At 53.7% G+C, this 23,912-nt stretch carries 21 protein-coding genes; 12 read left to right on the top strand and 9 right to left on the bottom strand.

Annotated features, from left to right (window positions below; translation table 11 throughout):
• Positions 1–13: 13 nt before the first annotated feature.
• Positions 14–1,525, bottom strand: coding sequence for a CoA-acylating methylmalonate-semialdehyde dehydrogenase (locus FAZ14_RS19180; RefSeq protein WP_016943671.1), 1,512 nt, complete (start codon positions 1,523–1,525; stop codon positions 14–16).
• Between the two features lie 311 nt (positions 1,526–1,836).
• On the opposite strand from FAZ14_RS19180, the gene FAZ14_RS19175 reads away from it, so the two are divergent.
• Positions 1,837–2,694: a MurR/RpiR family transcriptional regulator gene (locus tag FAZ14_RS19175; RefSeq protein WP_029456632.1), complete on the top strand. Its 858-nt coding sequence runs from the start codon at positions 1,837–1,839 to the stop codon at positions 2,692–2,694.
• 338 nt (positions 2,695–3,032) lie between these two features.
• Entirely contained in the window at positions 3,033–4,133 is a 1,101-nt protein-coding gene (gene ddlA, locus FAZ14_RS19170; protein ID WP_153509025.1) for a D-alanine--D-alanine ligase, read from the top strand.
• A gap of 46 nt (positions 4,134–4,179) precedes the next feature.
• Here ddlA and FAZ14_RS19165 read toward each other — a convergent pair whose 3' ends face one another.
• Positions 4,180–4,464 carry a YciI family protein gene (locus tag FAZ14_RS19165; protein WP_153509024.1) on the bottom strand — a complete coding sequence of 95 codons (285 nt, stop codon included), beginning with the start codon at positions 4,462–4,464 and terminating at the stop codon, positions 4,180–4,182.
• A 20-nt stretch (positions 4,465–4,484) separates the two neighbouring features.
• Positions 4,485–4,877: a VOC family protein gene (locus FAZ14_RS19160; protein ID WP_153509023.1), complete on the bottom strand. Its 393-nt coding sequence runs from the start codon at positions 4,875–4,877 to the stop codon at positions 4,485–4,487.
• 137 nt (positions 4,878–5,014) lie between these two features.
• Between FAZ14_RS19160 and FAZ14_RS19155 the strand changes: the two genes are divergently transcribed.
• Together FAZ14_RS19155 and FAZ14_RS19150 are read left to right on the top strand one after the other, a co-directional pair.
• A complete protein-coding gene (locus FAZ14_RS19155) occupies positions 5,015–5,497 on the top strand; it encodes a GNAT family N-acetyltransferase (protein WP_080646374.1) in 483 nt (160 codons plus the stop codon).
• A gap of 73 nt (positions 5,498–5,570) precedes the next feature.
• Positions 5,571–5,810 (top strand): DinI family protein, encoded by a 240-nt coding sequence (locus FAZ14_RS19150; protein WP_012883438.1) that lies wholly within the window; start codon positions 5,571–5,573, stop codon positions 5,808–5,810.
• 202 nt (positions 5,811–6,012) lie between these two features.
• Here FAZ14_RS19150 and FAZ14_RS19145 read toward each other — a convergent pair whose 3' ends face one another.
• A complete protein-coding gene (locus FAZ14_RS19145) occupies positions 6,013–6,741 on the bottom strand; it encodes a YnfC family lipoprotein (protein ID WP_153509022.1) in 729 nt (242 codons plus the stop codon).
• A 132-nt stretch (positions 6,742–6,873) separates the two neighbouring features.
• On the opposite strand from FAZ14_RS19145, the gene FAZ14_RS19140 reads away from it, so the two are divergent.
• On the top strand, positions 6,874–7,491 hold the full coding sequence (locus FAZ14_RS19140) for a LysE family translocator (RefSeq protein WP_153509021.1): 618 nt from the start codon (positions 6,874–6,876) through the stop codon (positions 7,489–7,491).
• Between the two features lie 25 nt (positions 7,492–7,516).
• Here FAZ14_RS19140 and FAZ14_RS19135 read toward each other — a convergent pair whose 3' ends face one another.
• Positions 7,517–8,062 carry a GNAT family N-acetyltransferase gene (locus FAZ14_RS19135; protein WP_016943679.1) on the bottom strand — a complete coding sequence of 182 codons (546 nt, stop codon included), beginning with the start codon at positions 8,060–8,062 and terminating at the stop codon, positions 7,517–7,519.
• Positions 8,063–8,242: 180 nt separating this feature from the next.
• Positions 8,243–8,665: a hypothetical protein gene (locus tag FAZ14_RS19130; RefSeq protein ID WP_038925602.1), complete on the bottom strand. Its 423-nt coding sequence runs from the start codon at positions 8,663–8,665 to the stop codon at positions 8,243–8,245.
• A gap of 549 nt (positions 8,666–9,214) precedes the next feature.
• On the opposite strand from FAZ14_RS19130, the gene nifJ reads away from it, so the two are divergent.
• The 6 genes from nifJ to FAZ14_RS19100 all read left to right on the top strand — a co-directional run bounded on the left by nifJ (position 9,215) and on the right by FAZ14_RS19100 (position 19,158).
• On the top strand, positions 9,215–12,748 hold the full coding sequence (gene nifJ / locus FAZ14_RS19125; RefSeq protein ID WP_153509020.1) for a pyruvate:ferredoxin (flavodoxin) oxidoreductase: 3,534 nt from the start codon (positions 9,215–9,217) through the stop codon (positions 12,746–12,748).
• A 301-nt stretch (positions 12,749–13,049) separates the two neighbouring features.
• Positions 13,050–14,132 (top strand): L,D-transpeptidase family protein, encoded by a 1,083-nt coding sequence (locus tag FAZ14_RS19120; RefSeq protein ID WP_016943683.1) that lies wholly within the window; start codon positions 13,050–13,052, stop codon positions 14,130–14,132.
• 263 nt (positions 14,133–14,395) lie between these two features.
• A complete protein-coding gene (locus FAZ14_RS19115; RefSeq protein WP_016943684.1) occupies positions 14,396–14,851 on the top strand; it encodes a MarR family winged helix-turn-helix transcriptional regulator in 456 nt (151 codons plus the stop codon).
• Positions 14,848–15,969: an HlyD family secretion protein gene (locus FAZ14_RS19110; RefSeq protein WP_016943685.1), complete on the top strand. Its 1,122-nt coding sequence runs from the start codon at positions 14,848–14,850 to the stop codon at positions 15,967–15,969. The genes FAZ14_RS19115 and FAZ14_RS19110 overlap by 4 nt, the downstream gene beginning before the upstream one ends.
• The gene (locus FAZ14_RS19105) at positions 15,956–17,560 is read left to right on the top strand and encodes a DHA2 family efflux MFS transporter permease subunit (RefSeq protein ID WP_016943686.1); all 1,605 of its coding nucleotides are present in this window, start codon (positions 15,956–15,958) and stop codon (positions 17,558–17,560) included. The genes FAZ14_RS19110 and FAZ14_RS19105 overlap by 14 nt, the downstream gene beginning before the upstream one ends.
• Before the next feature lie 101 nt (positions 17,561–17,661).
• On the top strand, positions 17,662–19,158 hold the full coding sequence (locus FAZ14_RS19100; RefSeq protein WP_194287083.1) for a mannitol dehydrogenase family protein: 1,497 nt from the start codon (positions 17,662–17,664) through the stop codon (positions 19,156–19,158).
• A gap of 38 nt (positions 19,159–19,196) precedes the next feature.
• Here the strand turns inward: FAZ14_RS19100 and FAZ14_RS19095 are convergent, their stop codons facing one another.
• A complete protein-coding gene (locus FAZ14_RS19095) occupies positions 19,197–19,418 on the bottom strand; it encodes a helix-turn-helix domain-containing protein (RefSeq protein ID WP_153509019.1) in 222 nt (73 codons plus the stop codon).
• Positions 19,419–19,882: 464 nt separating this feature from the next.
• On the opposite strand from FAZ14_RS19095, the gene FAZ14_RS19090 reads away from it, so the two are divergent.
• Positions 19,883–21,409 carry an MFS transporter gene (locus tag FAZ14_RS19090; protein ID WP_038925606.1) on the top strand — a complete coding sequence of 509 codons (1,527 nt, stop codon included), beginning with the start codon at positions 19,883–19,885 and terminating at the stop codon, positions 21,407–21,409.
• 117 nt (positions 21,410–21,526) lie between these two features.
• Here FAZ14_RS19090 and FAZ14_RS19085 read toward each other — a convergent pair whose 3' ends face one another.
• Both FAZ14_RS19085 and FAZ14_RS19080 read right to left on the bottom strand, forming a co-directional pair.
• Positions 21,527–22,537, bottom strand: a complete 1,011-nt coding sequence (locus tag FAZ14_RS19085) for an AI-2E family transporter (RefSeq protein WP_016943690.1) — start codon at positions 22,535–22,537, stop codon at positions 21,527–21,529.
• Positions 22,538–23,177: 640 nt separating this feature from the next.
• Positions 23,178–23,570: a hypothetical protein gene (locus tag FAZ14_RS19080; RefSeq protein WP_016943691.1), complete on the bottom strand. Its 393-nt coding sequence runs from the start codon at positions 23,568–23,570 to the stop codon at positions 23,178–23,180.
• Between the last annotated feature and the right edge of the window lie 342 nt (positions 23,571–23,912).

The raw sequence follows: 23,912 nt of genomic DNA, 5'->3' as shown, positions 1-23,912 counted from the left end.
AAATCAGGTGGAATTACTCCAGCGTCGGCATTACAAAGCTGCTGGCGTGCTGTTCCAGACGCACGCTGGCAGGCCAACGACTGGTGACGGTTTTCATTCGGGTATAGAAACGCACGCCGTCGTTACCGTGTACATTGAGCGGACCAAAAATGGACCGTTTCCAACCGCCAAAACTGTGGAACGCCATCGGCACCGGGATCGGTACGTTGATCCCGACCATCCCTGCCTGCACCTCTTCACTAAACTGGCGGGCGGTTTCGCCGTCGCGGGTAAATATCGCCGTGCCATTGCCGTATTCATGCTGGTTAATCAGGGTCAGCGCGGTGTGGTAATCCGGTACGCGCACCACCGACAGCACCGGGCCGAAAATCTCTTCCCGGTAGATCTGCATGTCTGGCATGACATGGTCAAACAGCGTTGGGCCGACGAAATAGCCCTGCTCATGTCCCGGAACACGAAGCCCACGGCCATCGACGCGCAACGTCGCGCCCTGATCGACGCCGCTTTGAATATAACCGCTAATCTTGTCGCGATGTGGGCCTGAAATCACCGGCCCCATGTCGTTTTCTTTGCCGTCCACCAGACCGGGGCCGACACGCATGGCGGCAATCTGCGTTTCCAACCGACTGCACAACGCTTCGGCGGTGTCATCACCGACCGCAACCACCACCGACAGCGCCATGCAGCGCTCGCCCGCTGCACCAAATGCCGCACCGAGGATCGCGCTGGCCGCCATGTCCATGTCGGCATCCGGCATCAAAATGCAGTGGTTTTTAGCGCCGCCCAGCGCCTGACAACGTTTACCATGCGCCGATGCAGTGCGATAGATGTACTCTGCCACCGGTGTCGAGCCGACAAAGCTCACCGCCTGAACGCGTGGGTCGGTCAACAGCACGTCGACCGCTTCTTTATCGCCCTGCACGACATTGAATACGCCGTCCGGCAGGCCCGCTTCTTTCAGCAGTGTTGCCAGCATCAGCGACAGCGACGGATCTTTCTCCGAAGGCTTGAGGACAAAGGTGTTACCGGTAGCCAGCGCAATCGGGAACATCCACATCGGCACCATCGCCGGGAAATTGAATGGCGTGATCCCCACGCACACCCCGAGCGGCTGCATCAGCGAATGGCTGTCCACGCCGGTACCAACGTTGGCGGAATGCTCACCTTTTTGCAGATGCGGAATACCACACGCAAATTCCACCACTTCCAGCCCACGGGTCAGTTCGCCCACAGCATCAGAGTAGACTTTGCCATGCTCTTCGGAAATCTGCCGTGCCAGCGTACTCAGATTCTCTTCCAGCAACGCTTTGAAACGAAACAGGATGCGGGCACGGCGCAACGGAGAGTGCTTCGCCCAGTCGGGGAAAGCCGCTGCGGCTACGCTGATGGCGTGTTTTGCCTCGTCGGCGCTACTCAGCGCCACCTGACGAATCGCTTCGCCGGTCGCAGGATTAAATACCGGTGCGGTGCGCCCGCTATGACTGGGCGCAATCTCGCCATGAATGAAATTGGATACGGTTTCCATGGTTACACCTCTGCAGGATTTAGGGTGACAGATGGCTAATACCGCTTTACTGTATATGAAATAAAAATTCCATTTTAATAAGAAATAAAACAAATGTTGATTATTGTGATCCAGGATAGATTTTCCGGTAAACGGCAGGTAACCGGCTTTTAACCACGTTATTCAGCGAATTCACTCGCTCATGACGTGCGGGAAAACTGAATTATTCATTCTATTTTTCGTCGAAAAAATAACAAATCGGTTTGAAATGCTGGTTCAACTCACTAGAATCGGATCAACAGCATCCCGCCGGGATGACGGAGAAGACGATTATGGCGATGGCGACCAGCCTGAGAGAATTACAGGAGCAGATCCGCACGCGGTACGATTCCCTGAGCAAGCGTTTGCAGCAGGTGGCGCGTTATGTGCTGGACAACACCAACAGTGTAGCGTTCGACACCGTCGCGGTGATCGCCGAGCAGGCAGACGTGCCCCCTTCCACATTGATCCGTTTCGCCAACGCGTTCGATTTCAGCGGTTTCAATGAAATGAAACAGCTATTTCGCATGAATCTGGTGGAAGAAACCGCCAGCTATACCGACCGGGCGCGCTTATTTCGCGAGATGGAAGACCGGGTGCCAGAACGCCCGCAGGACATTTTGCATGAATTCGCCCGTTCCAACGCACAGGCGATGCAACAACTGGCCGCCCGCACCCAGCCAGACGATCTGGAAAAAGCGGTCGACCTGTTGGCACAGGCTGACACTATCTACATCGTCGGGCTGCGGCGTTCATTCAGCGTCGCCACCTACCTCTGCTATGCCCTGAGTCATCTGGAAAGCCGTCCGGTGCTGGTTAACGGATTGGGTGGAATGTTTCGCGAACAGCTATGCCGTCTGAGCGACAAAGACATCGTGGTCTCCATCAGCTTCTCGCCTTACGCGCAGGAAACCGTGATGGTCAGTGAAATGGCCGCCAACGCCGGTGCGCGACAGATAGTGATCACCGACAGTCAACTCAGCCCGCTGGCTACCCTGAGCGACCTGTGCTTCGTGGTAAAAGAAGCGCAGGTCGATGCCTTTCGCTCCCAGTCAGCCACGTTGTGTCTGGTGCAATCGCTCATGGTGTCGCTGGCGTACCGTCAGGGCAACAGCCTGCGTCAACGTGAAGAAGGGCAAAAAAGTGCCTGACCGGCACCGACGAGAGAAATTTCAGCCGGGTCGCCCTCCCGGCAGTCAGGTTCATCATCCCTGGTTGACGCTCTCATACCTCACGCTGCTACTGCCACAAACGCGATGAAATTGGGTTCGCCCCTTATCTTTTACGCTCTTTCTTTCATATGGGTTAATTCTGCATCACCACTGAAAAAGACAGCGCCCAGTTACCTGAAAAAAGTCCCGCCTCGCGGTATGAAGTGATACTCTTGCACCCACAGATCAAGACGTTTGACTTAGAGCCTATCTCATTAGGTACCAGACAGTTCAATGATCCTAATAACAGAAAACGATCCCATAACGGAAAGAGTGATATGAGTAAAATTCGGGTTGGCGTGGTTTTTGGTGGTAAATCCTCTGAGCACGAAGTGTCACTGCAGTCCGCAAAAAATATTGTGGATGCCATTGATAAAACGCGGTTCGATGTGGTGTTGCTGGGCATCGACAAGCAAGGGGAATGGCACGTCAACGACGCCTCCAACTATCTGCTCAACGCCGATAATCCAGCGTTGATCGCCCTGAACCGTTCCAGTCAGAATGTGGCGCTGATCCCAGGACAAACCCACCATCAGTTGATCGATACAGCCAGCGCCAGCGCGTTGTCGCAGATTGACGTTATTTTCCCCATCGTTCACGGTACGCTGGGCGAAGACGGCTCATTGCAGGGCTTGCTGCGCATGGCGAATATCCCGTTTGTCGGCAGCAGCGTGCTGGGCTCCGCCGTCAGTATGGATAAAGACGTCACCAAACGTCTGTTGCGCGACGCTGGATTGCAGGTTGCTCCGTTCGTCACCCTGACCCGTGCCAACCGCGCCCGCCACCCTTACGACAGTGTGACCGCCGAGCTCGGTTTGCCGCTGTTCATTAAACCCGCCAATCAGGGGTCGTCCGTCGGCGTCAGCAAGGTGCGCAATCAGGCGGAATTCGATCATGCTGTCGAGCTGGCGTTCCGTTATGACCATAAAGTGTTGGTGGAATCGGCGATTGTCGGGCGGGAAATTGAGTGTGCGGTGCTGGGTAATGACTACCCGAAAGCCAGTGTCTGCGGCGAAATCGTGTTGCATGACGAATTCTATTCCTACGACACCAAGTACATTAACGAAGACGGTGCCGCGGTGGCTATCCCGGCGGTAATGGACGACGACGTACACCAGCATATTCGCGACATCGCCTTGCGGGCGTTCCAGGCATTAGAGTGTCAGGGTATGGCGCGGGTAGACGTCTTCCTGACACCGGACCAGCAGGTTGTCGTCAACGAGGTCAACACCCTGCCCGGCTTCACTAACATCAGTATGTATCCCAAATTGTGGGAAGCCAGCGGCCTTGGCTATACCAGCCTGATCACGCAACTGATCGAACTGGCGCTGGAGCGCCACGCGCAAGACAGTAACCTGCAAAGCTCGGTACAGGCCTGATGCTACCGCTCCGGTACGCGCACGACGCCTGCCGGAGCCTGTTCACTCAGATACGACTCAGGGCGGTAAAAGCCTCCGCCGTCATGGATGGCTGGAAGTCGATCACCTCGTAATTTGCTACCGCCTGAAACGGATCCTGTTTAAGAAACGTGTCCAGCTCTTCTCGTGCGACACTTTTGGCCAGAATAACACCGCCAGTACGCGGATTTTTACGCCCGGAAGCCACAAACAGGCCTTGTTCATATCCTCGCTTCAACCAGGTTACATGCCGTTCCAACAAGGTTTCCACATCATCCAGCGGCGCATGGTATGTCAGACTGATGATATACATGGTTACTCTTCTCTTTGTTATTAATCGGTATTCGGCCAGAGCCCTTGCTGCAACACCACCCGATAACCGTCAGGATCACGGAAAGTTTTTCCCTGCCGCTCCCAATAAGGATTAAACGACGCCACCACGCTGAAGCCGGCCTGCGCCATACGATCGCAGGCCTCTCGCCAGCGTTCATGGTCAGGCATGTACAGCACCAGTAAATCGTCTTCCGTCGGAGCTGGCATGACAGGATGAGTATGACAAAAGGTAAACTCAAGGTGCCAGGCCAGCCCCTGTTGCCCCAGCATAACACCACTAAAGCCATCGTGTTGCGCAAACGAGCCGAGTTTCTGCAACCCCATGCCGTCACAGTACATTCGCTCACTTCGTTGCAGGTCCGTTACTGGCCGGGCCAGGCGTAATGTGGTCATGCGTCACTCCTTTTCTGTTGATGGCAAAGACAGTGATATCACGAATCCCCCCCTATCGACCATGCTGGTTATTCCCCTTTTTTATCATGGTATTATATGAAATAGTACGTCGATGACGGGTTACCTGAGAGCACGTGATGCCCACACATTGCACGCCGTTGTTTACCATCCGGCCAGAGGCCGTTGATCAGCCGGACATTCTGACGCTGTTGGAAAAACTGGATGCTTATCAATCGACGCTGTATCCGCCAGAGTGCTGCCACTTTACCGATTTGCGCACACTGGCCGCCGACGAACTGATTTTTCTGGTGATCCGCCACCGTGACGGGCACGCGGTAGGTTGCGGTGCTATCGTGCTGCGCCAACCGGGAGAAGGTGAGATGAAACGCATTTATGTCGAGCCAACCTATCGTGGCAGCGGTGCGGCGGATCAGTTACTGCGTCAGTTGGAAAAACAGGCCTCTCTGGCAGGGTGTCAGGTCATCCGCCTCGAAACCGGCATCCATCAGCCACAAGCTATCCGGCTCTACCAACGTCATGGTTATCACCTGCGCGGCCCGTTTTTTCCTTACGGCGACGATCCGCTTAGCGTGTATATGGAAAAAAAGCTGGGTACGTGATCTGAAAAAGCGATTGCGGATCCCGCAATAAAAGCTGTATATTTAGCCAGTGTTTTACATGGAGATGCGGCTGATGTATGTAGAGCTGGTGTACGATAAGAGAAACGTGAGCGGGTTACCCAACGCGGCAGAGCAGATAAAAAACGAACTCACCAAACGGATCCACAAAGTGTTTCCTGATGCGGAAATCAAGATAAAACCGATGCAGGCTAATGCTATCAATTCCAATGCCAGCAAACAGGACAAATCCACCATTAACCGGATCATCGAAGACATGTTCAATGAAGCCGATGAATGGCTGGTGCAGGAATGACGGCTGTCTATCCAATAACTACGATCGATCCCATGCCGACGGGGACTTCTGCCACCCTTCGGCATGGACAAAAAGCAATGCAGCGCCTGTCGTCAATCCGTGACAGGCAAGATGAGAGAGACGAACACCGCACAGGTTCGCTTCGGTTAAGATTCATCAAACGTCAGCGACCCATCGCGCCCCCATCATCTGACGGGACTGATTACTCGTAATACTCAATTTTGGTCGTATGCGTCAGTGTGGTGACCGTTTGCGCCACGCCTTTGCCATTTGATACCAGCACCTGGCACACACGCGGGTTAAAATGCGAGTCATACTGGCATGTGGTACGGGTCACGCTAACCTGCTGGTTGTCTTCTGTCACGATAACCGTGGCATCCAGCCGTTTTTGCATCGGCGCATCGCTTTGCATCTCCACCCGGGTCACCTTGTCATTTTCCGGTGAAACAAACGTCATGCTGACCGGGAATCCCTCATCATCGTAGCGGTAACGCGCCAATGGTGTTGGTCGATCGCGATACACCACCTCGCTGATAGCCTGTTTATCGTCAGAACGGTAGCTCAGGCGACCATCTGAGGTTTTTGCCAACTGGCAGTGTTCCGTCAGTTGAAACAACGCTTGTCGATCGCTCTTTTCTAACAGCGTCTGCCCCACTCGCACCAAATCCAGGTCAAAATTCATCGCCGGTTGATAGGTACGTAACGTCACAAGGCACCCTTCGGCATCAAAGACCCCATCCACATAGGCAGTCACTTTGCCTGCTTCGTCGGTCTGGGTTTGGGTAAAGTGCTTCACCTTCCCCCGTAGCGCATCAAAACCAAAGATATTGGAAAGCCCAGCCAACACCGGGTTCACCGGCTCAGGCGTCGGTTTTCGATCACACCCTGCCAGTAATACCACCCCCACCAGCGCCACGGCGTGTAGTTTCATAGTCCTTCCCCTGGATACCTTGCTAAGTCGCGCCAGTTTACGCCAATTCCAAAAGAGAGGATAAAGATAACTGCCTATCAGCATAACGACGTATCAATATCAACAGACATCAATTAAAAGAAGAGGTACGGAATGAGCAGTGACATACTTTCTATCGCCACCATTGGCGTGGTATTGGCACTTGGTGCCATGAGTCCGGGGCAGAGCTTCATTCTGGTTGCACGGACCGCATTGGCTTCATCCCGGCGCAGCAGTCTCGCTGTGTCACTGGGTATGGGTGTTGGCGCAGCTGTCTTCGCACTGATAGCGTTGCTGGGTTTACAATCACTGCTGCTGGCCGTTCCCTGGTTATATCAACTGCTGAAAATCGTTGGCGGGGTCTATCTGCTTTATCTGGCGCTCACCTTATTTCGCGCCAGATCAGATAACACCACGTCGATACAGCACAGCTGTCACAAACCGCCTCAAGCACATGCCTTTCGTCTGGGGCTACTCACACAACTTAGCAACCCCAATACGGCACTGGTGTTCGGTGGAGTATTTGCTGCGTTGCTCAACCAGCACATTGCGAGCTGGATGTACGTGGCGTTACCGTTACAGGCTTTTGTGATCGATTTTCTGTGGTATGCGCTGGTCGCGTTGTTACTGTCTTCAAGCCGCCCTCGTAGCGCCTATTTGCGATGCAAAACGTTATTCGATCGCCTCAGCGGTGCGGTCATGGCCGCGTTGGGTATCCGGTTACTGCTGTAAACCAGGGCGATTCCATCAGGCACACTCACGCCGTCGCCATCATGGGCGATGGCATCATGTAAACCGCCACAGTTTCATGCTGGCGTCGTGACGACAGCAACACCTGACGTATCCCCAGCGAGTGGAAACCACATTTGAGTAACACCCGGCCAGACGCCACGTTCTGTGGCAAATGGCAGCCGTAGATTTTCGCAATGCCTAACTGACTAAACGCGAACTGGCATAACGCCCGACTGGCTTCGGTGCTCAATCCTCGTCGTCGGAAATCAGCACTGAGCCAGTAACCAATCTCCGGTTGGGCCGTATCCAGCGCCACCAGCGAAATGGAACCGATCAACTGCTGGTTTTGCGATAAACAAATGGCGTAGGCCACACCTTTACGCTGCTCCCAATTGCTGTGCAAATCGGTAATCCAGTTGGCGATCGTTTCACGTGGACAAGGATAGGGAATCAACATGGTCATGGCAGAAATATCAGGGGTGCTATTAAGCAAAGCGCAGACATCAGTGACATCTGACGGCTGTAGTGGTCGCAACAGAAGATGTTCGGTAGTCAGGGTAGGTTGCCGCATCAGATTCTCCTCATCAGTCGCCTCCCGTCATCGTGTCTACGGGCGCGCTGTTAGGTGGCATCATAGCGGAGCAGAGTTCCAGCCGACGCGAATCTCGTCGGCTGACTATACCGTTTGCTATACAGCATAACCGTTTGCTACACAGCATCACCTGCCGCTGATGTCGCTTGTCAGCAACGCTCAGGAATACAGGCTGTTAGCCGCCTGTTCACTCTCTTCGCGGGAATACCCGCCGTAAGTCATGGCAGAGATAAAAGAGGCTCGGTCAGTTTTAGGGTACACCTTTTCATGCAATACCAGTCGACCCACCTCTTCCGGCGTCAGTTGCGGAAACTGTTCATGAATACCACCGACCACATCCCGACTGGCGTAGCCAAGCATACGGATGATAGCGGCAATCTCCAGTGGTGACGTTTCATCCTGATAGGTCGAATAAATCACATCGGCTATCAGTTTTGAGGTCAGCACATTGACCTTGGATACATCGCTATAACGGCTACCCAGCGATTGAACAATATGATTGATGGCATCTTCCGGTCCATAACCCCTTTCACGAATTCGGGTTAATACCGAAATCATTTTGTCTCTCAGATCGTTAAACATAGTGCTATTCCTTCGTCAAAGTCGATAATCAACCCGAAGCGCGCGAAGGCTATCCCTGAGGTATAAACAGATTTCCTTAATGGTCGCGTCTGGGATTTTCCTGCCTGTCTGCCGTTATCCCCCGCATCAGCAGGCCCGGTGCTTTATTTCAGCATAGGCGCAGATGCCTATCCTTCCACTGGCATTGCCTGCTTTGCGGGCAAACGCCGAATTTTTACACTGACCCGGTAACACGCGTCCTGGTCAGCACCTGTTACCCATCACTACACCCTAATTCTATTAACGATACATTAATATTGTTTTTTATCGCTGCGCTTATATTCCTGATAAGAATGCGACACCGGTAAAGTTGATGGTATGACCGTCATTCACAAAACTGCACAAGCCCGTTTTTAGCTGGTATTATTTTCCACCCTATGCTACTGCGCCGGCACACCATACACATCTTGCAACAACCCAGTGCGCTATAATCAGTCAACAAAACCCGCTGAATGTTGATAATGGCTGCCTTTGTCTTGTCGGGCCATCCTTCAGCAAGGAGGTTTAATCATGATTACCACCGACGGTAATAACGCTGTCGCCTCAGTCGCCTGGCGCACCAATGAAGTTATCGCTATCTACCCTATTACCCCCAGCTCTACCATGGCTGAACAAGCCGCTGCCTGGTCGAGCGATGAATGTAAAAATATGTGGGGAGATACGCCGCGCGTCATCGAGATGCAATCCGAAGCGGGGGCTATCGCGACGGTGCATGGTGCATTGCAAACCGGTGCGTTATCCACGACATTTACGTCGTCACAAGGGTTGTTGTTAATGATCCCAACGCTGTACAAGCTGGCCGGTCAGTTAACGCCGTTTGTACTGCATGTCGCGGCTCGTACCGTGGCTACCCATGCGTTGTCGATTTTCTGCGACCATTCAGATGTGATGGCGGTACGCCAGACCGGTTGCGCCATGCTGTGCGCCAGTAATGTACAGGAAGCACAGGACTTCGCGCTGATTGCTCAGGTAGCCAGCCTGAACAGCCGCCTGCCGTTTATCCATTTCTTCGACGGTTTTCGTACTTCGCACGAAATCAACAAAATAGAACCGCTCAGCGATGCCCAGTTACATAGTCTGCTACCGCAGGCGGCGATTGACGCACACCGTGAGCGTGCACTTACTCCTGAACGTCCGGTGATTCGTGGCACCGCCTCAAACCCTGATACCTTTTTCCAGGCCCGTGAAGCCACCAACCCGTGGTACAACGCGGCATTCGGCCACGTTGAACAGGCCATGAACGACTTCGCCCGCGAAACCGGTCGTCAATACCAACCGTTCGAATACTACGGCCATCCGGATGCTACCCGCGTCATCGTAATGATGGGTTCTGGCGTCGGTACCTGCGAAGAAGTGATCGATACCCTGCTGACACGCGGCGAAAAAGTGGGGGTAGTGAAAGTGCGGCTGTACCGGCCGTTCTCGGCGCAACACCTGCTGGCGGTCATCCCGCAAAGCGCGCAATCCATCGCGGTATTGGATCGCACCAAAGAACCCGGTGCGCTGGCTGAACCGCTGTATCTGGATGTGATGACCGCACTGGCCGAGGCATTTTCACGAGGTGAGCGCCCACTTATGCCGAAGGTGATTGGCGGGCGTTATGGGTTATCGTCAAAAGAGTTCACCCCACAATGCGTTGAAGCGACGTATAAAGAGTTGGCGCTTACCAACCCCAGACCGCGTTTTACCGTGGGTATTTATGACGATATCACCCACCTGTCGTTACCGCTGTCCGACCAACCGATGCCGACCCAGATGTCTCTGGAAGCGCTGTTCTACGGGCTTGGCAGCGATGGCACCGTTTCGGCTGCCAAGAACTCGATCAAAATCGTCGGCAACTCGACACCGCTGTTCGTTCAAGGCTATTTCGTTTACGACTCCAAAAAAGCCGGTAGCCTGACGGTATCGCACATGCGCGTCGGCCCGCACCCGATTCACTCGGCTTATCTGATTGAGCAGGCTGATTTCGTGGCCTGCCACCAGTGGCAGTTCATCGACAAATACAGCATGGTGGATCGCCTCAAGCCAGGTGGTATCTTCCTTATCAATACGCCATACAGCGCTGACGATCTGTGGCATCGACTGCCACAGGAAGTGCAGGCTGGTCTGAATCAGCGTCAGGCGCGGGTGTACTGCATCAATGCGGCGAAAATCGCACGTGAATGCCAGTTGGGCGCACGCATCAATACCGTGATGCAAATGGCGTTCTTCCATCTGACACAAATCCTGCCGGGCAGCGATGCGCAAGATAAGCTGCGCGCGGCTATCGCCAGCAGCTATGGCAACAAAGGTCAGGAACTGGTAGAGCGCAACTGGCGGGCACTGGACGCGACACTCAACGCACTGGAGGCCGTCGCACTTGAGCCGGTCAATCCCCAAAGCGCATGCCGCCCACCGGTCGTCTCCGACGCGGCACCTGATTTCGTCAAAACCGTTACCGCCGCGATGTTGGCCGGTCTGGGCGACAGCCTGCCGGTTTCCGCCCTGCCGCCGGATGGGACCTGGCCTGTCGGTACCACGCAGTGGGAAAAACGTAACATCGCCGAAGCCATCCCGCTATGGAAACCGGAGCTGTGTACCCAATGTAACCATTGCGTGGCCGCCTGCCCGCACTCCGCCATTCGCGCCAAAGTGGTGCCCGCCGAGGCAATGGCCGACGCGCCGGCGTCGTTACAGTCGCTGGACGTGAAAGCGCGTGACATGCGTGGCCAGAAGTATGTGTTACAAGTTGCGCCGGAAGACTGCACCGGCTGTAATCTGTGCGTGGAAGTCTGCCCAGCGAAAGATCGCCAAAATCCAGAAATCAAAGCCATCAACATGGAACCGCGTCTGGAACATGTGGCGACCGAGAAAACCCATTACGATTTCTTCCTCAAGCTGCCGGAAATTGACCGCAGCAAACTGGAACGCATCGATATTCGTACCTCACAGTTGATCACACCGCTGTTCGAGTATTCCGGTGCCTGCTCCGGTTGCGGCGAAACCCCGTACATCAAGTTGCTGACCCAGTTGTATGGCGATCGACTGCTGGTTGCCAACGCGACCGGGTGCTCCTCGATTTACGGCGGCAACCTGCCGACAACCCCCTGGACCACCGATGCCAACGGCCGAGGACCAGCCTGGGCCAACTCGCTGTTTGAAGACAACGCCGAATTCGGCCTGGGCTTCCGTCTGAGTGTCGACCAGCACCGTCAGCGCGCCCTCCGCCTGCTGGCAGAACTTAAACCCCAACTGCCTGCTGAGTTGGTGGCCGACCTGCTGGAGGAATCGGTTGCGGCCGATGTACGACGTGAGCAGATTACCAGCCTGCGTCAGTCGCTCAACGCCATCGACAGCGCCAATGCCCGTCAGTTGGCCGCCGATGCCGATCATCTGGTGGATAAATCCATCTGGCTGATTGGTGGTGACGGTTGGGCTTACGATATCGGTTACGGCGGTCTTGACCACGTGATGAGTCTGTCGGAAAACGTCAACGTGCTGGTACTGGACACCCAGTGCTATTCCAACACCGGCGGTCAACAATCTAAAGCCACCCCGCTCGGTGCCGTCACCAAGTTTGGTGAGCACGGCAAACGCAAAGCACGCAAAGACCTTGGCGTCACGGTCATGATGTACGGCCATGTCTATGTGGCGCAAATTTCACTGGGGGCTCAGTTGAACCAAACGGTGAAAGCGATTCAGGAAGCGGAAGCCTGGCCGGGCCCTTCCCTGATCATTGCCTACAGCCCTTGCGAAGAGCACGGCTACGACCTGGCGTTTAGCCACGACCAGATGCGTCAGTTGACCGCCACCGGCTTCTGGCCGTTGTACCGCTTCGATCCACGCCGTACGGCTGAAGGGAAACCGGCACTGGTGACGGATTCCCGTCCACCATCAGCCAGCCTGAGCGAAACCCTGCTCAACGAGCAACGTTTCCGTCGGCTCAATACACAACAACCGCAAGAAGCGGCACGGTTGTATGAAGAAGCCGAAGCTGACTTGCGCCGCCGCTATGACTTCCTGAGCTTGCTGGCAGGCAAAGCAGAGAAAAACACACAGGAATAGAAACGCGCTGGCACCTTCTGCTGTTCAACACCGGGAGTGAGAAATCACTCCCGGTGTTTTTCTAGCCAGCCACGCCTGACGACACTTATTCGATTTTTTTGTTCGTATCCTTCCCCCGTCGCCTTATTTCCTGCTCCAACACGTCAGTAGCCTGAAATATGAGTGGGATATAATGTAATGGATTGTACATCTGGTTTTCCTGCCGACCTTCTGCACATATAATGCGCATCCGGGCTTTATGATCCGGATAACAACAATTCCTTTGCCGCAATGGCTTTTAACACTCAACAAAGATATGAAAATGAGTATTCGCGCGATCCTGACGTTAGTTGTGGCGGCGGCTGCTTTCAGCCAGACAGCACTCGCCGTAGTTTATCCATTGCCAGCTCCGAATAGTCGGCTGGTAGGAGAAAACATCCAAGTTACGATTCCCAGCGGCAGTACCGATGCGCTGGAGCACTTTGCCGCCCAGTATCAGATGGGGCTGAGCAACCTGCTGGAAGCCAACCCAGGCATTGATGTCTATCTGCCAAAACCGGGCACCACCATGACAGTGCCGCAGCAACTGATTCTCCCCGACGCACCGCGCGAGGGCATCGTGATCAACAGTGCCGAAATGCGCCTGTATTATTACCCGAAAGGTTCCAAAACCGTGGTGGTCTTACCGATTGGTATCGGCCAGCTCGGCAAAGATACCCCGATCAACTGGGTGACGTCGGTACAACGTAAGAAAGAGCGCCCGACCTGGACACCGACTGCCGCCATGCATGCCGAATACGCGGCTCGCGGCGAATACCTGCCTCAGGTTTATCCGGCGGGTCCGGATAACCCGATGGGGCTGTATGCGCTGTACATCGGCAAGCTGTACGCTATCCACGGTACTAACGCCAACTTCGGTATTGGCCTGCGCGTTAGCCACGGGTGTGTTCGTCTGCGCGATAAAGACATCAAGTACCTGTTTGAACACGTTCCGGTCGGTACCCGCGTTCAGTTCATCAACGAACCGGTGAAAGCCACGGTAGAACCTGATGGTTCACGGTATGTTGAAGTACACAACCCACTGTCTCGTACCGAAGCTGAGTTCAACTCTGACACGCCAGCACCGCTGCAACTGAGCCCGGTCGTCGCCAAAGTACTGTCTGACGCCAGCGTAAACGAAAGCGCGGTTGACCAGGCACTGCAGAACCGTTCTGGTATGCCGACGAAAGTGAACGGTGCCGATGACAACATCGCCCCTATCGCACCTGCTGCTCCGGCAGCGCCGCAGGCTCCTGCTATCCAGCAGACCAATGCACCGGACAACGCACAACCAGCAGCGCCTCAGGCTCAACCTGTCGTCACCGACGCCAATCAGGCTGCTGCGGCTGACAGCAGCAAATCCTGATTCCTACAGGTGAATGCTTTTCCCAGGGCAGCGTAAGCTGCCCTGTTTATTTTCAGTCCAACCGACGCTTCCTCACTACTCCTTCGTTTCATCCGGCCCTATCCGTCATCGTCTGACGTTCGCCTCTGGTGTTCGCCTCTCGCCTGATGCGTCTTATCCGTTTGCCGCCCGGCTATTTTGGCCTCACTGCGCAAAATCAATTGACTTATCATTAATTGATTTGTTAACTAATGACATTGCCATCTATTTAAACGGAACTCACCATGCCACAGACAGAATCTTCCGCTCGCCGACGTTTCGCCATCCAACTGGGACAGACCACCCGTCTGTGGCGTCGGGTCATTGACCGGGAATTACAGCCATTCGGCTTAACCCAGGCCAGTTGGCTGCCGTTGCTGTTTATCGCTCGCGAAGAAACGGCCACCCATCAAAAAGCGCTGGCCGAATCATTGGGGCTCGATGCCTCTGCAGTGGTGCGGATACTGGATAATCTGCAAAAACAGGGGCTTATTGAACGTCGGGAAGGCCATGACCGCCGTTTTCGCGAGATTCATCTCACCACACTCGGGCAGGAACAGGTGAAAAAGGTGGAATCCATCGCCTGGCAGGTGCGCAATCAGGCGCTGGCTGGGGTATCAGAGCAGGATATTCAACAAGTCAGCCAGATTATCGATCAGGTTATTGCCAATCTCTCCCGCAACGAAAACAGCCACCCATGAACCATCACTTATTCAAACTGACGGGATTTCGCCGTCTTAGCCAGCGTCAGCGTACTTTTTTGCTGACAGGTGCCGCCCTGTTATTGCTGGCATTACTGATGCTGGCCTATTGGTTTCACCAGCGTTTTACACACATCAGCGAAACAGATGCCCATGTCATGGGGGAAGTGATCTCGCTGGCCAGCCGTGAAAGCGGTTGGGTGACAGCACGCCCGGTCATCGATGGCGATGTCATCCACAAAGACCAGTTACTGGCACAAATAGACGATCGCGATGCCCGTCTGCGACTGGCCGAGCAGGAAGGTAATCTGGCCGCGTCAGACGCGCAAATTGCCTACAGCCAGACCCAGCGCCAGGTCACCGACCTCACGACCCAGGCGGCGTTGGATCAAGCGCGTGCCAAGCTGGCATCCAATGACTCTGCCGTCAGTAACGCCGGTTATCAGCTCAGCCTGGCCCAGAACAATTTTCAGCGCGACGATCAATTACTGAAGAGTAACCTGACCGCCCGTAAAACCTGGGACGAATCCCACACCCTGCTGTTGCAACGCCAGAGTGAGCTGCGTGAAGCCGAAGCCCAGCGTACAGCGCAACACGCTGAACTGAACAACGCCTTAGCACAGCGCAACACATTGCAGGTGCTCGACAGGCAGATAGAGATGCAGCGTCAGCAGCGTATTGCGTTGCAGGCGCAAGTCGATCAGATCAAACAGGAGATCGCCGACCGGGCGTTACGCTCCCCGGTAGACGGCGTCGTGGATCGTACCATCGTCAATGTGGGCAGTTACGCACAAACCGGTCAGTGGATCATGCTGGTACACGATCCGCGTAACCTGTGGGTTGAGGCCAATATCAAAGAAACGGCCATTGGCCGGGTACAAGTCGGCCAACGTGTCGATATTCAGGTCGATGCTTACCCGGACAAGCATTTCAGCGGCCATGTTATCCGGGTTGGCGATGCGGCCACCAACCAGTTTGCATTGCTGCCAAGCCCCAATCCTTCTGGCAATTTCACCAAAATTACCCAACGCGTCCCGGTGCGTATCGCGCTGGATTCCCAGGATAACGGCCTGAAACCGGGCCTGATGGCGGAAGTGAGCATCAATGTCGCCGATTGAAGCCCAGGCAGCCCGTTTTGGTGATCGCTACCGCTGGCTGGCGACGGTGACGATTATGCTGGGTACGATCGCCACCACCGCGACGGCAACCATCGTCAATGTCGCGATGCGTGACATCATGGGGGCATTCGGTATGGGTCAGGATCAGGCACAGTGGCTATCCACCGCCTTTCTGGCCTCCATGACCGCGACCATGCTGATCACCGCCTGGATGCTGGAGCGCTTTGGTTACCGCGCCACTTACGTCGGCTCACTGGCAGTGTTCATCGCAGGCAGCCTGCTAGGCACCTTCAGTCAGAGCAGTACTGAAGTGATCCTGGCTCGTGTTCTGCAAGGTAGCGCCAGCGGCGTGATCCAACCACTGGCGATGATCATCATTTCACAGGTTTTTCCGGTATCAGAACGTGGCAAAGCGATGGGGATTTACGGTGTCGGGGTGGTGCTGGCACCGGCACTGGGGCCCGCCGCTGGCGGATTGATGGTTGACCAGCTCGACTGGCGTGCCGTCTTCATGGTGGTGGTGCCGTTCTGTCTGGCCGGGATCGCCGCAGCATGGGTGATCCTGCCAGCTAAAAGCACACAGACGACGGGTACACCGCGTCGTTTCGATACATTGGGGTTTATTCTACTGGTCATCGCGCTGACCTCACTGTTGGCCGGGTTATCCAATGGGCAGCGCGAAGGCTGGGACTCATTCTTCATTCTCTGCCTGCTCACCACCGCCGTGATAGCCACACTGGCCTTTATTATCCGGGAATTCACCACACCGTACCCGTTGCTCAGCCTTAGGGTATTCGCGAACCCGGCGTTTACCTCTGGCTGTGTTGTGGCATTCGCATTGGGAGCAGGTATCTACGGCTCGACGTATATCATCCCGCTGTTTGTTCAAAGTATTCAGGGATATACCCCGACCCGCTCCGGTCTGTTGCTGATGCCTGCCGGGCTGGCGCTCGGTATGGTTTTCCCACTGGCAGGCTCGCTCAGCGACAAGCTCAAGCCCCATCTGCTGGTGATTTCAGGCTTAGTGCTGTTTGGGCTATCCTGCTGGTTATCCAGCGAGGCAGATACCGATACACCATTCTGGACCATGGCCTGGTGGATAGTCATTGGGCGTGTCGGGCTTGGGGTCATGTTGCCTGCCATGAACGCTGGCGCGTTGCGAGCACTGCCCCCGGCGCAACTGGCGCAAGGCGCAGGCAGCCTCAATTTTGTCCGCCAGTTAGGCGGTGCGATGGGGGTCAACCTGCTGTCGGTATTTATTGAGCGACGCGCAACCTTCCACGGCCAGATGCTGGCGCAATCGCTCACACTCGATAATATCCGCAGCACCGATGCCATCCGCCAGCTCAGTCTGTTGTTCGGTCACGGTGGTAACCCGCTTGGCGACCCGCTCAGTACGCACATCAACCCAGGGATCATGACGTATCTGGAATCCATGCTAACGCCCAAAGCACAGATGTTTGCTTATCTGGACGGCTTTTTTATGGTGGCGTTGTTCTTTTTTCTGGCGATAGTCCCCGCCTGGTTTATCCGGCCTCGCCCGGTACTGAACCCAACCTCGCAGGCAGAGACGGCAAAAGCCCGCTCATGACTGTGTGAACAGTCTTCAGAACACGTGATATGACAGTTGCCGTCCAGCCGAAAGATCGCTAAGGTTGGGCGGTTAATTTTTCCCTTTTCAGGACGCCAGCTATGTCCAGTAACAGTCTGTCCGGCAACGAAAAAAATCTGTCCAATACGGCGCTTCCCGCCACGGTCCAACAACCCCGCTACGACCGCCAGTCGTTGAAGCCCCGCATCGTACACATCGGCTTTGGTGCGTTTCACCGTGCCCATCAGGCGCTGCTGACCGATCGGGTGCTCAACCGTCAGGGCGGCGACTGGGGGATTTGCGAAGTGGTGCTATTTAGCGACGATTCCCTGATTTCTGCCCTGCGTCGTCAGGATCACCGCTTTACCGTGCTTGAGAAAGCCGCTAACGGTAATCAGGCCATCGTGGTGGGTGCTGTCTGTAAGTCGCTACACGCCCGTGTCGAAGGGATTGCGACCATTCTGGAACAACTGGCAGACCCGGTCGTGGAGATCGTATCGCTGACTATCACCGAAAAAGGTTACTGTCGCGCAGGCAACAAAGGCGAGCTGGATCAGAATAACCCGTTGGTTCAGCAAGACCTGGCCACCCCACGTCAGCCGTCGTCAGTGCCGGGTTTGCTGGCCGAAGCGCTGCGCCTGCGTCGTGAACGCGGTATTGCGCCCTTCTCGGTGCTGTCCTGCGACAACGTACCGGAAAACGGTAAAGTGACCCGACAGGTCGTCATGGATGCCGCCCGTTTGCAGGATCCTTCACTGGCGGACTGGATAGCACAACACGTGACCTTCCCTAACACCATGGTTGACCGCATCGTACCGGCCGCCACACCGGAAACGCTGACCCAGATAGCCGATGCTATTGGGGTTGCCGATCCTTGCGGTATCGCCTGCGAGCCCTTCATCCAGTGGGTGGTGGAAGACAAGTTTGTTGCCGGTCGCCCCGAGTGGGAACTGGCGGGAGCACAGTTGGTTGATGACGTACTGCCGTTTGAAGAGATGAAGCTGCGTATGCTCAACGGTAGCCACTCTTTCCTGGCCTACCTCGGTTATCTGGCTGGCTACGAGCATATCAATGATGGTATGGAAGACCCGCACTACCGGCAGGCGGTACGCCATTTGATGTTGCAGGAACAGGCACCGACCTTACAGGTTTCCGGCGTCGACCTGACCGCGTATGCCGACCAGTTGCTTGAGCGTTTTTCTAACCCTGCATTGAAACACCGCACCTGGCAGATTGCGATGGATGGTAGCCAGAAACTGCCACAACGTATGCTGGCCTCACTGCGCTGGCATCTGGCACATAGCAGCGACCACCGCGCGCTGACGCTTGGCGTGGCGGGTTGGATGCGTTATGTCGGTGGCGTTGACGATGCTGGCCAGGCGATCGATATCCGTGATCCACTGGTCACCACCTTGCAACAGGTTGTCAGCACAACCGCTGACAACGAAGCGCGCGTTCGCGGCCTGCTCGCCATCAATGCCTTGTTCGGCGATGATTTGCCCAACAACGCGCCGTGGGTCGCTGAGCTGACCAACGCCTACCTGTCGTTACGTGATAACGGCGCGAAAGCAACCGTCGCCGCGCTATTCAGTCGCTAGTCAGTCTGTCACCAGAGCCGTGCAGGGAGTGCACGGCTTTACTTTTCAGGCAAACACTCCGGCAGAGATTCCAGCACATCGCCGGGCTGACAGGCGAGCACTTCGCATATTTTCTGCAACGTCTCGAACCGGATGCTCTTAACCTTACCGGATTTCAGCAATGACAGATTTTGCTCTGTAATACCAATACGTCTCGCCAGCTCGCGGGACTTCATCTTTTTCTGTGCCAGCAGTACATCCAGCCTGATAACGATCGGCATAACCCGCCTTACCAACGATTGACCCATGACCCGATAAAATACACTGTCCGGCACAGTGAGATAAATCACACTTTGCGCTGTGTTCTGAGGCAAGATCCAGTCGAGATCACAAAACAGTCACAATTGCTCGCTATTTTTTACAATTATACTTGATTTTTATTGGCCTACACGGCGAAATAGTGCCGATAGTTTCACCACTTCCGCTGATGTCACCATTAGTGACAGCCTCAATTTTTATCGTATAACGATAAAAAAATACGTATTCCCGGTAAGACATTACGTTTTATCCGGCCGTATCCGTGATCAAATTAAAAAAACTTATTTCATGATCTCCATGACAGATTCCTATTAAAAGCCGTCAGGAGCGGGATGGCTAGTTTACTTTTGTCGCAATCAGGCAAATGATAAGAACATAAGTTCATTTCAAATGAAATAATGTTTCAATATTGTTAGGCGAATTGATCATGAGTAAACCTATTACGTTTAAACACACGTTCTGCTACGGCAGCGCGAACTTGCTAGGCAGCGGTGCGTTAGCCATCAGTGGTGCCTGGCTAATGTACTTCTACACCACCTTCTGTGGCTTGACCCTGGTTGAAGCGGCGGCCATTTTCTCCGTCGCCAGCGTTATCGACGCGATCAGTAACCCGATAATGGGTTACATCAGTGATAACTTCTACAACACCCGTATTGGCCGCCTTTTCGGCCGTCGCCGTTTCTTCATCATGCTCGGTATCCCACTGGTGCTGGTCTATCCGATGCTGTGGATGGAAGGTTTAGGGTTCTGGTATTACCTGTCGACCTACGTGTTGTTCGAGCTGATCTACACCTCCATCATGGTGCCATACGAAACGCTCGCCACCGAAATGACGACCGATTTCAAAGTCCGCTCAAAACTGACCGGCTCCAAGGCTATCTTCGGTAAAGTCGCCAATTTCCTGGCTGCGTTCATCCCAGGCCAGTTCATCGGGATCTACGGTAAAGACTCTGCCACACCGTTCTTCTACACCGGCCTGGCCTACGGTTTCATTATGTGCGCGGCGATGATCGCCCTTTACTTCACATCCTGGGAACGTTCTCCGAACGAAGTGGCCCGTGAGCACACTCAGAACCTGTGGCAGTCCCTGAAGAAACTCAGCATCGATATGGCTTCCACATTCCGTCTGCGTATTTTCCGCAAACACCTTGGGATGTACCTGTTCGGTTTTGGTGCTGAATGGCTGTTCGCTTCCGCGTTCACGTACTTCATCGTCTTTGGCCTGAAGCAAAGCACCGCGGTGGTCTCCCAGCTCAACAGTTTCAGCTCCATCATGCAGTTTATCTCCACGTTCCTGTTTATCGGTATTTGCGTGAAGATGGGCTTTGGTCGCCCGTACCGTATGGCGTTGATGGTGGTAATCGTCAGTGTGATCGCGTATGCCGCGCTCTATTTCACCGGTTGGTCTCAGACCGCGACCATGATCGTTCTGTTTGGTATTACCGCTGTCTTCGGTTTGAGTACTGGCGGTATCTACTACATTCCGTGGACGGTCTACACCTTCCTGGCAGATGTAGACGAAGTACTGACAGGGCGTCGTCGTGAAGGGATTTATGCCGGGGCCATGACATTCGCGGGCAAGATGGTGCGCTCTGTCATCGTCTTCGCCATGGGCTGGATTCTGAGTCAGTTCGGATTTGTCTCCGGCAAAGCCGCCCAACCGGAAAGTGCAGTACTGGCGATTGTCGGTGTGTTCTCACTGGGTGTTATCGCACTGGCGGTGGTAGCCATCTACTTCAGTGCTCAAATGCGTCTGGACCGTAAGAACCATATGATTCTGCTGCAGGAAATTGCACGTATCAAAGCCGGTGGCGCCATTGCTGATGTGCCTGCAGAAGCCCGCGCCGTTGCTGAAGAGCTTACCGGCTGGAAATACGAACAATGCTGGGGCAACAACCCGCTCGGCCTGCAACCGACTGAGCCTGAGCCCGTCATTGCAACTTCTCCTCGCTAAGCTATTGCCAGTCAACACAATGCCGCCCTCAGGCGGCATTGTTGTTTTGACACGCAGGTCAGCTGTTTTCACATGGCAGCATCGGCGAATACCGCGCAGTCATGCTTGAGAAGACCATCAGATCAGCGCCGCTTCCCGCAATTCACTTTTCAGGTAGGCATAATAAATAGGAGCAGCAATCACGCCGGAAATACCGAATGCAGCTTCAAACACCAGCATCGCCAGCAGAATTTCCCAGGCATGCGCCTTGATGCGGGTACCGACAATCTGCGCATTGAGGAAGTACTCCAGCTTGTGGATCAACATCAGGTAGACCAGCGACAACAGTGCTATCGGTAAAGAGATCGATAACGACGCGATGAACACCACGGAATTAGAAATCAGATTACCGATGACCGGCAGCAAGCCAAAAATGAAGGTAAGCGCCACCAGCGTTTTGGCAAATGGCAGATGAATGCCGAAACCGGGTAACAGACCTAAAATGAACAGCGCCGACAACACTGTGTTCACCAGTGAAATCTTCACCTGTGCAAACACAATATTGCGAAACGAGGACGATAACAGAGCGACCCGATGCATCAGCTCGGTTTTCAGCAAAGGCTTCTCCACCGTCGGCTCAATGTTATACAAAGAGATGATCGCGCCCAGGATCATGCCGATCAACATCGTGACAAAACCATGCAGGAAATCTTTCCCCATGTTTTGCAGCATCTCTACGTGCTTTTGTAGCCACATCACGAACTCATGCTGCAACTCTTCCACACTGACCGGCAGGTAGCCGGGTAGATAGGTCATGATCTGCGTTTGTACATCTTCGAGAATAAAAGCAATTCGGGCGTTGAACACGCTGGTATCTTTCATTTCCTGCATCAACAACCCGACCAGCGAGCCAAAAATTACGCTCAGCAGGCAGACCACTACAGTACTGATCACCGCCACGACCGCAAGACGGGCACGTTTACCGCTGATCACCTTCTGAAAATACGGTGTCAGTAGATTAATGATTTCATACACCAGAAAACCGGCGATAAAGCAGGCAAGCAGTCGCAACTCAATCAAGAGCAGCAACCCCCCAAGGATAAACGCAAAGCTCAGCAATCTGGCTTGTTTCACATTCAACAACTGCATACGACATCCTGTTTCTTACCGCGACGTCAGAAGGGAATGCCACACCAACCAGCGACAAGGAAACCTTACGCCAGAGGACGGCAATACCCTGACCTGAAATAATATTTCAGCAACCATTCTTAGCGTTTTAACTACGAAACACCAGCAGGATTAGCATCAATTTTGGTCATCTATCGTCGCGTTTGGTCACCTGCCGTATAGATAGGCCATATAACGTATAGATAGGCCGTATAGACAGTGCCATCGCGGAAGATACGCCAGGTACAATGAGAAACGACGCCTGACATGCGAGGCGCATCATCACAGTAAAATACGAAAACCGGTGAATGAGGTACTTCCAGATAGCAAGATCAGTTCATCCCGACCAATATCTTTAGCTCCGGCACTACCTCGCCAACAAAATGCTTGTATCAGAATTAATACAAAAGATACATTTAGCTGAGAAAGTGTATTTAAATATGAATGATTTATTAGCTTGCGTGTGAAATTGATTATCGAAACGTATCGATATAAAGGTGAGACAAACAATAAGGATTAAAATATGCCCAATTAATAGTAACCTCCTATGTAAAAGCACAAGAAAACATATCAACGAATAACGTTGATAGTGTCAAATTTCATTTTCCCAATAGCTGGCTCGTTATGACGCCATCGTCGTGGTCATGTCCCCATCCTCTTGATTGAGGATTAACAACGATAGAACTCTGTCTTCTACATTCAACTTGGAAAACGAAAGCGTGCTGAGCGGCTTTTTAGCAAAACCATCAGACAACAAATCCCAGGCGACATGTGTGCTCAGTAACTCGTTGTTAGTCATGAAATCCTGGTAAGCGAACCGAACGTTAACCGGCAGAACCTCATCAATAGAGGCAGGGACGGTAGCACCAGTGCGCAAACCAAAATGCGCATTAAATGCGGAATTTGCACAGAGTATCTTGCATTTATCATCAATGACCGCAATTGCGCGCCTGTCATTGTGAACAGGGGCACTTAACATGCTCATGATTTCATTCTGCCCAAATATCAGACTCATATGTCCTCTGCTTCTTGCTATGTGAAATCTATCCCTCCTGAAGCAACCAGAGAATGTCGGCGCAGGCGTGTATGGGGATAGTTTTTAAAGTCAGCCAGAAAATGTCTCTGGCAACCACAATAATCAAACCGTTGATATAATTAGAATCCAACCAACCTGAACAAGACATGATGAGTGATAACTTAATTTCCTACGTGATTACGTAGTCCAAAAAATAATAAGTATTATACTTTGGTAAATTATATCCCATTTTATCTGGCTGACTGAACGTCGAAACTACCTACATAATAATCAGCCTACTTGTCGCTACGAATTGCTTACAAAAAAACAATTTCGTAACTT

Source organism: Dickeya oryzae (assembly GCF_009372235.1).
Classification (GTDB): Bacteria; Pseudomonadota; Gammaproteobacteria; order Enterobacterales; family Enterobacteriaceae; genus Dickeya; species Dickeya oryzae.
This window is presented reverse-complemented; position numbering and strand designations above follow the sequence as displayed.

Bases quoted from the DNA above. Each gene is read 5' to 3' on its own strand.
- FAZ14_RS19180 (WP_016943671.1), bottom strand. From the start codon at position 1,525: ATGGAAACCGTATCCAATTTCATTCATGGCGAGATTGCGCCCAGTCAT.
- FAZ14_RS19175 (WP_029456632.1), top strand. From the start codon at position 1,837: ATGGCGATGGCGACCAGCCTGAGAGAATTACAGGAGCAGATCCGCACG.
- ddlA (WP_153509025.1), top strand. From the start codon at position 3,033: ATGAGTAAAATTCGGGTTGGCGTGGTTTTTGGTGGTAAATCCTCTGAG.
- FAZ14_RS19165 (WP_153509024.1), bottom strand. From the start codon at position 4,464: ATGTATATCATCAGTCTGACATACCATGCGCCGCTGGATGATGTGGAA.
- FAZ14_RS19160 (WP_153509023.1), bottom strand. From the start codon at position 4,877: ATGACCACATTACGCCTGGCCCGGCCAGTAACGGACCTGCAACGAAGT.
- FAZ14_RS19155 (WP_080646374.1), top strand. From the start codon at position 5,015: ATGCCCACACATTGCACGCCGTTGTTTACCATCCGGCCAGAGGCCGTT.
- FAZ14_RS19150 (WP_012883438.1), top strand. From the start codon at position 5,571: ATGTATGTAGAGCTGGTGTACGATAAGAGAAACGTGAGCGGGTTACCC.
- FAZ14_RS19145 (WP_153509022.1), bottom strand. From the start codon at position 6,741: ATGAAACTACACGCCGTGGCGCTGGTGGGGGTGGTATTACTGGCAGGG.
- FAZ14_RS19140 (WP_153509021.1), top strand. From the start codon at position 6,874: ATGAGCAGTGACATACTTTCTATCGCCACCATTGGCGTGGTATTGGCA.
- FAZ14_RS19135 (WP_016943679.1), bottom strand. From the start codon at position 8,062: ATGCGGCAACCTACCCTGACTACCGAACATCTTCTGTTGCGACCACTA.
- FAZ14_RS19130 (WP_038925602.1), bottom strand. From the start codon at position 8,665: ATGTTTAACGATCTGAGAGACAAAATGATTTCGGTATTAACCCGAATT.
- nifJ (WP_153509020.1), top strand. From the start codon at position 9,215: ATGATTACCACCGACGGTAATAACGCTGTCGCCTCAGTCGCCTGGCGC.
- FAZ14_RS19120 (WP_016943683.1), top strand. From the start codon at position 13,050: ATGAGTATTCGCGCGATCCTGACGTTAGTTGTGGCGGCGGCTGCTTTC.
- FAZ14_RS19115 (WP_016943684.1), top strand. From the start codon at position 14,396: ATGCCACAGACAGAATCTTCCGCTCGCCGACGTTTCGCCATCCAACTG.
- FAZ14_RS19110 (WP_016943685.1), top strand. From the start codon at position 14,848: ATGAACCATCACTTATTCAAACTGACGGGATTTCGCCGTCTTAGCCAG.
- FAZ14_RS19105 (WP_016943686.1), top strand. From the start codon at position 15,956: ATGTCGCCGATTGAAGCCCAGGCAGCCCGTTTTGGTGATCGCTACCGC.
- FAZ14_RS19100 (WP_194287083.1), top strand. From the start codon at position 17,662: ATGTCCAGTAACAGTCTGTCCGGCAACGAAAAAAATCTGTCCAATACG.
- FAZ14_RS19095 (WP_153509019.1), bottom strand. From the start codon at position 19,418: ATGCCGATCGTTATCAGGCTGGATGTACTGCTGGCACAGAAAAAGATG.
- FAZ14_RS19090 (WP_038925606.1), top strand. From the start codon at position 19,883: ATGAGTAAACCTATTACGTTTAAACACACGTTCTGCTACGGCAGCGCG.
- FAZ14_RS19085 (WP_016943690.1), bottom strand. From the start codon at position 22,537: ATGCAGTTGTTGAATGTGAAACAAGCCAGATTGCTGAGCTTTGCGTTT.
- FAZ14_RS19080 (WP_016943691.1), bottom strand. From the start codon at position 23,570: ATGAGTCTGATATTTGGGCAGAATGAAATCATGAGCATGTTAAGTGCC.